Origin of the sequence: Shewanella sp. KT0246 (assembly GCF_019654955.1) — a bacterium.
GTDB classification, from domain to species: domain Bacteria; phylum Pseudomonadota; class Gammaproteobacteria; order Enterobacterales; family Shewanellaceae; genus Shewanella; species Shewanella goraebulensis.
Genome location: NZ_BPEV01000039.1, coordinates 34,837 through 41,177 on the forward strand (window position 1 = coordinate 34,837; position 6,341 = coordinate 41,177).

Below are 6,341 nucleotides of genomic sequence, written 5' to 3' on the forward strand. Positions count from 1 at the left end.
CCACTATGATTTTTAAGTTTGAATCCTTGATTTGAGAGACTCTACATGAATAAAAATATCGCCGCTCAACTTCAACCTTATTACGCAGATTTTAACGTTGAAAGTCGAATTTTATTGTCAGGTCATTCCCACCAAGCTTGGCCGGATGCCGCTAAAAAAGGCATGCTAGATTGTTATTATGATGCGGCAAAGCATGTCGATGAAAAGTGGGGCAATGCACTGGCTAAAGCTGACTGTGTCAGAGATTTTTATCGACACCTGATGGGCGAGCCTAATGGTCAAATCGCATTAGGTTCATCAACCCATGAACTCATTTTACGTTTTCTGTCAGATCTAAAATACTTTAAAACCTCACTTAATAGGCCATTGAAGGTAGTCACCACAGATGGTGAGTTTCATTCTTTAAGGCGTCAGTTGCAACGCTTAAAAGAGCTCAATTGCACCATCGAAGTTGTGCCTGTTCATCCCAGTGACACCTTGGCTCAAAGACTGATGGATAAGATTGATGTCGATACCGATGCGGTAATGTTGTCAGCGGTATTTTTTAATACGAGTGAAATTTTTGATGATGTGGGCTTAGTGGCGCAAGCGGCCAAGTCTTTGAACGTTCCATGTCTAGTTGATGCTTATCATGCGTTAAATGTGGTGCCGTTCAACCTTCAGAGATGGCAGATTGAGTCAGCTTTTGTAGTGGGCGGCGGTTATAAATATTGCCAAGCGGGTGAAGGTAATTGCATGATGCGCATTCCAGCAGACCACAAAGGCAGCCCAATTATTACGGGTTGGTACGCTGAGTTTGATGTGTTAAATCAAGCGCCTGGTAAGGTAGGTTACGGCGCAGGGCAGTCTGCATTTGCGGGATCAACTTACGATCCGGTGAGTCATTATCGTGCTGTGGCAGTGTTTGATTTTTTTAAGCAACAACAATTAACCGATGTGTTCTTGCGCGATATTAATCAAAGGCAAATTGGTCGTTTATGGCAAGGGATTGAAGCTGTTGGTGAGCATCAATTAGGTTTGAAATTACCGGAGCATCACTTGCAAGCCAATGGCGGCTTTTTATCTTTGACTACCGATAAAGCCAGTGACTGGGTGCAAAAACTCGGTGAGTATAACGTGTTGTGTGATAGTCGTGGTCATCAGTTAAGACTTGGTACCGCGCCTTATGTTAGTGATAAACAAATTGATCAGGCACTTAATATTATTGAAGATATTGCTAAGGTGATTTAACAGCTTAGTTGTATTAAGGAATGTATACGTTTATCAAAAATAGCTGCCATATCTGGGCAGCTATTTTTGTATATGCTTTTATCTATTTAATTCTGCATGCTGCTTAATTTGTAGTCACGCTGGTTTAATCACTACTATTTTCTATATCAACCGCTTCTAGGGGATCGGGAGCACGCATTCTATCCCACCATTCAGGGCTCGCATCAATTTGACCGTGTTCATCTATTGCAGGGTAAGGAATATTCTTACGACGGCATGCTTTCGCGTAAATCGGATGGCCTTGTTCAAATAATTTGGTTTGGCAATACTCATGAGTTAAACGTCTGTTGTTATACATGCCTGCTTCTTGGCGCTGGCGCTGAGCTTCATACATGATTAATGCCCCAGCAACCGACACGTTCAATGACTGCACCATGCCCACCATTGGAATAATGATGTGTTGATCAGCTGAGGCTATCGCTTCTGGGCTAACGCCATCTCGCTCATTACCCAGCACGATAACCGTTGGCTTGGTATAGTCCACTTCACGAAAATCTATCGCAGAATCGGAAAAGGTGGTGGCTAACACTTGCATACCTTGGGCTTTAAATTGCTCATAGGCTTCTTGATAAGTCACATGCTTAACAGTATTGACCCAGCGGTGACTGCCCGACGAGGTATTGCCCGATACCCATAATGAGTCTTCTGGCATCACCGCATGAATTTGATGAACACCAACACTGTCGGCGGTGCGCACTGTCGCCGCGATATTATTGGTTTTATGCACTTTATCAAGACAAACCGTAAGGTCGACTTGGCGGTTATCAAGCATTTCGTTAATGCGGGCTAAACGTTCTGGCGTCATGGTGCTAATTCTACTTCTTTTAAAAGTGGGTTAAATCGTTGTCATGTATTTTGCGCAGCGATTATAACGCTAAAATGGCACTAAACTCGACTTGTATGTCTTTAGAGGTGGAATCGTAGCTGGGATTGAGTATTGCTGAAAGTAAAACGAGCAAGGCCAAAGGCACTTGCTCGCTATTGTTATCAAAATCTCGAGATTTAACTCTTACTCTTTTTCGATGATCAGTTTTCTGTGTGGGAATGGAATTTCAATACCAGCTTCATCCAGTGCTTTTTTGATTTGCTCAGGGATTGAATACAAGATATCGAAATAGTGCTCACCATGGCAGAAAGGACGGACTAAGAAATCCACTGAGCTGTCATTTAAGGTTTCAACTTCAACAAACGGAGCTGGGTCCTTTAAAATATGTGGATGTGCAGCTAGTACTGCATCAATCACCTTACGCACCTCATCGGTGTTTTCTTTGTAAGCCACTCCAAAATGCATATCCACACCACGAATATCATGGAATGAATGGTTAACGATTTGCGCACCCCAAATTTGGCTGTTCGGTACGATAATATGCTGATTATCGAAGGTTCTTAGAATAGTCGTGAACAAGTCAATTTCTTGAACATTACCGAAGCGATCTGCAGCGCTAATAAAATCACCGACTTTATAAGGGCGGAATAACAATAGCATCACGCCAGCAGCAAGGTTAGACAATGTTCCTTGTAATGCTAAACCAACAGCTAAACCTGCAGCACCTAGCAATGCAACAATAGAGGCTGTTTGCACCCCAAAACGATTTAATACCGCAATAGCAACAAAAGCGAGAATAATGTACTTGGCGACACTGCCTAAAAAGCGGAATAAAGTGTTGTCGAGCTTGTCGTACTTTTCACCAATTTTATTGATGATTGAGCTGGCTTTATTAGCGATATAAAGACCAACGATTAAAATTAGCGCAGCTAATAATACATTGATCCCTACATCAATAATGAGTGGTAGATATTGATTTATATCGATTTGATCTACGTAGTCTTGCATTTAATGCCTCCTGCATAAAAGGGATACTTGCCTTAGATTCAACGAATATTATGTATTGGATGATGGAGCAGCTTAACAGCTTGTTTAGCTGATTAATTTAGTCCAGTTACATGATATTGTTATTATCGAATTTAGCTTAGCACAACCTAGTGCAATATGTGATGACAACCGATTGAAGGTTCACATTAAAGGGATTGTTTTTGCTTAAGTTATCTAAGGTTTTTAAACATACTCATGAAAATTTCCATGTTGTTAGGGCCAATCAAAACTAAAGGATATCGAGATGAACATTTTGCTACTCACGATTGGCTCACGTGGTGATATAGAGCCTTTTATTGCTCTGGGAGTTAGCATACAGGCGCAAGGTCATCAGGTTTATGTTTGTACTCATGAACGATTTCAATCAATAGTTGAAAAGCATGGACTCAATTATCAATACCTGAGCAATGAGCTGTTCAAATTAATGGAAGGTGGCAGTGTTGAAAGCATGGGAAGTTTATTCAAAGGCATTAAAACCGCTATTAGGTTAATGAAACTGGCAAAACCAATAAATGAACAATTGATGGTTGATAGCATTAAAGCAGGCATTGAAGTGGAGCCTAAACTAGTGATTTATCACCCTAAGTGTATCGTTGCTCCCTCTATTGCAGAGAAGTTTAATGTGCCAGCGGTCATGGCACTATTACAACCAATGCTCGTTAAGACCAGTGACTTTCCTTTAATAGGCTTACCTAATATCAGTGGTATCACAAATCGCTTAAGCTATCGATTAGCGAGCTTGGGTTTTAAACCCTATTTGAAACAGCTGAATTTACTTCGAAATTCATTTTTAAATTTGCCTAAATTGAGCGACAAAGCCGATGTGCTTTCAATGAATACAGGTAAAGCCATTCCTGTATTACATGCCTTTAGTAAGCACATAGTGACTCGCCCACAGGATTGGCCACAAAGCACAGCAATAACAGGTTATTGGTTTCTACAAAAACAGAACGATTACTCACCTGAAAAGACAATTACTGACTTTATGGCAGATGGTAAACCGCCTATTTATATCGGTTTTGGCAGCATGTCAGGTAAAGATCCAGTAAAAACCGCACGGTTGGTGATTGATGCCGTGATTAAAGCAAAGGTAAGAGCGATTATTGTCACTGGTTGGGGCGGACTTAAGCTTGATGATGTTCCAAGCCAAGTGCTAGTTACTGACGCTGTGCCACATGACTGGCTATTTCCTCAAGTCGCTGCCGTGGTTCATCATGGCGGCGCTGGCACAACGGCCGCAGGGCTTAAAGCAGGTAAGCCAACTTTGATTTGTCCTTTCTTTGCTGACCAGCCTTTTTGGGGAGAAAAAATTGCCGCATTAGGGCTAGGGCCGACACCGATTAAACAAAAGAACCTAACGGTTGATAATCTTGCTGAGGGCATTTTGCAAATGGTGACTGATCAACAAATGCAGCAACGAGCCCAACAAGTCGCTGAGCTATTATCTCAAGAAGACGGAATAGAGAATGCGATTAAGTGGCTAAAAAAGCAAGGAGTGTTAATTTAGTACCTAAGCTGAAATTGATATTGAGAGGAAGCAGGCTCTAGGGTATTCAGAAGCTGTCAGATAATCAAAGTTAAAACTCATTATGACAAAAACGTTTTAGAGCTAAATTCTAAAAGTGACTTTTGGTATTAGGGTAGATATGGCAATCGGATATACGGTAACGCCGCCATAACCGGCCGGAGCACGCAGTGCGTAGGTCCAGCCAGCTTTGCTGGCGATGGTTGATGGCTTTGTTATGCATTTTTACTCAAAGGTTGCGTGCCGTTCAATTGAATGAAATATATTGCCGCGCATTGTAGAACCCCATATCACCTTACCTGCTGCAGACTTACTTGCTGTAACTAAGCCTTCAGCCTCAAGTTCAGTAAGAAGTTCCGAAAGATTGTCTCGAGATATTTTCGTATCCTGACATAGCCCCGTAATAGTTCGCCACGAATACTTTCCGTCGATCAAAGCATCCAGTATCTTAAGTTTATCTTCATCTAGCTGGATGCTATCAGTCTCTCCATTTTTCATTTCCGGTTTAGCAGAAATCTCTGGCTCAGTTGCCTTGGATTTAATTGGTTCCATATCTTTTTCTATGGTTTCAATTCTCTGGTTTAGCTTCGCAGAGAAACCAGCACCGCTGAACTCAGCGAATGCCTCAAGATTGAGGAAAACTAAAGCCAATGCACCAGCCGCAGCGAAGCCAGCTAATTCTGCAGGCATCCCCTTGATGGCTAAACAAAAGCACAGCGCGGCATAAAGTAGGACTAGGATCTTATATATTATTTTATTCATGCTCTAATTCTGGTTTTTGTGCATAACGCTTTGCTAAGCGGCAATAATATTGTTGGCTAAAATAGCGAGGAACGAGCAAAAGCCAACTGTTTTTTGTCCGTTTAAGCAACTTGTTAGGGTTACTCTGCTCGCGATGTCAGAGTGTTCTCTGAGCTCTTAACACTCTTAATGATGCTATTACTCATAATAACAGTAGCGATTGTCATTATTAGAAATAAAACACCAAAGCCTAGAAACACATATTTATAAATAGATAAGCTTGCCAACGTTTCTGCAGGTAAACCAACAGAAGCATTTACAGTAATTAAAACTGAAAAGAATGCACCAAACAACAAACTGGTAACTAACATAAGTAAGTCTGCTACTGTACTTTTTTCTTTAATAGCACTGAGCGTTTCGTCTGTTACCAAATGATAAGTTTGCTGTTTAGGCTTAATAGTTGCGGTAACTAAACCTGAATTATTAGAAAGTAAGTCAGACATATCTTACTCCTTAAGGCCAATACCTGAATTCGGGTACTTCTTCTGTAAATCAGCTACTACCTTGTTTCTAATCTCTTGCATATTCAAGTTAGCTACTGCTGCTGGATTTGTTTGCAAAATCCTATCAACAACACTTTCTAAAACCATGATACGAAATTCATTATCTAAGATCTGGTTTGAATCAATTTCACCGAACTTAATACCCAAAATTTACTCCTTAATTTGAATGTAACCCTAACAGCTTATTATACGGCTCGCCTGATAAAGTCGGCCGTTTAAGTCATTGATTTATAACATCCTACTTTCTCTATGTCTTTGATGTAAAGCAATAAAATTATCTTGGCATCCTAAAACAAACCGAGCTTGCGCGTTAAAGTCGCTTAAAAAATAAGTGATGAAATTTATTTCCAACATTATCAGACAATTATAG

At 40.8% G+C, this 6,341-nt stretch carries 7 protein-coding genes; 2 read left to right on the forward strand and 5 right to left on the reverse strand.

All coding sequences use genetic code 11. The features are described from left to right. The first annotated feature begins 45 nt into the window (after window positions 1–45). On the forward strand, window positions 46–1,230 hold the full coding sequence (locus tag K5Q58_RS17005) for an aminotransferase class V-fold PLP-dependent enzyme (RefSeq protein WP_220755086.1): 1,185 nt from the start codon (window positions 46–48) through the stop codon (window positions 1,228–1,230). Between the two features lie 124 nt (window positions 1,231–1,354). Here K5Q58_RS17005 and trmH read toward each other — a convergent pair whose 3' ends face one another. Together trmH and K5Q58_RS17015 are read right to left on the reverse strand one after the other, a co-directional pair. Then, a complete protein-coding gene (gene trmH, locus K5Q58_RS17010) occupies window positions 1,355–2,074 on the reverse strand; it encodes a tRNA (guanosine(18)-2'-O)-methyltransferase TrmH (protein WP_220755087.1) in 720 nt (239 codons plus the stop codon). 204 nt (window positions 2,075–2,278) lie between these two features. Then, window positions 2,279–3,103 (reverse strand): mechanosensitive ion channel family protein, encoded by an 825-nt coding sequence (locus tag K5Q58_RS17015; RefSeq protein WP_220755088.1) that lies wholly within the window; start codon window positions 3,101–3,103, stop codon window positions 2,279–2,281. 283 nt (window positions 3,104–3,386) lie between these two features. On the opposite strand from K5Q58_RS17015, the gene K5Q58_RS17020 reads away from it, so the two are divergent. Then, complete coding sequence (locus K5Q58_RS17020; protein ID WP_220755089.1) at window positions 3,387–4,649, forward strand: glycosyltransferase; 1,263 nt, start codon at window positions 3,387–3,389, stop codon at window positions 4,647–4,649. 243 nt (window positions 4,650–4,892) lie between these two features. Here the strand turns inward: K5Q58_RS17020 and K5Q58_RS17025 are convergent, their stop codons facing one another. The 3 genes from K5Q58_RS17025 to K5Q58_RS17035 all read right to left on the reverse strand — a co-directional run bounded on the left by K5Q58_RS17025 (window position 4,893) and on the right by K5Q58_RS17035 (window position 6,118). After that, entirely contained in the window at window positions 4,893–5,429 is a 537-nt protein-coding gene (locus K5Q58_RS17025) for an ArsR family transcriptional regulator (RefSeq protein ID WP_220755090.1), read from the reverse strand. Window positions 5,430–5,548: 119 nt separating this feature from the next. Beyond that, window positions 5,549–5,911, reverse strand: a complete 363-nt coding sequence (locus K5Q58_RS17030) for a hypothetical protein (RefSeq protein ID WP_220755091.1) — start codon at window positions 5,909–5,911, stop codon at window positions 5,549–5,551. A 3-nt stretch (window positions 5,912–5,914) separates the two neighbouring features. Beyond that, window positions 5,915–6,118 (reverse strand): hypothetical protein, encoded by a 204-nt coding sequence (locus K5Q58_RS17035; protein ID WP_220755092.1) that lies wholly within the window; start codon window positions 6,116–6,118, stop codon window positions 5,915–5,917. Between the last annotated feature and the right edge of the window lie 223 nt (window positions 6,119–6,341).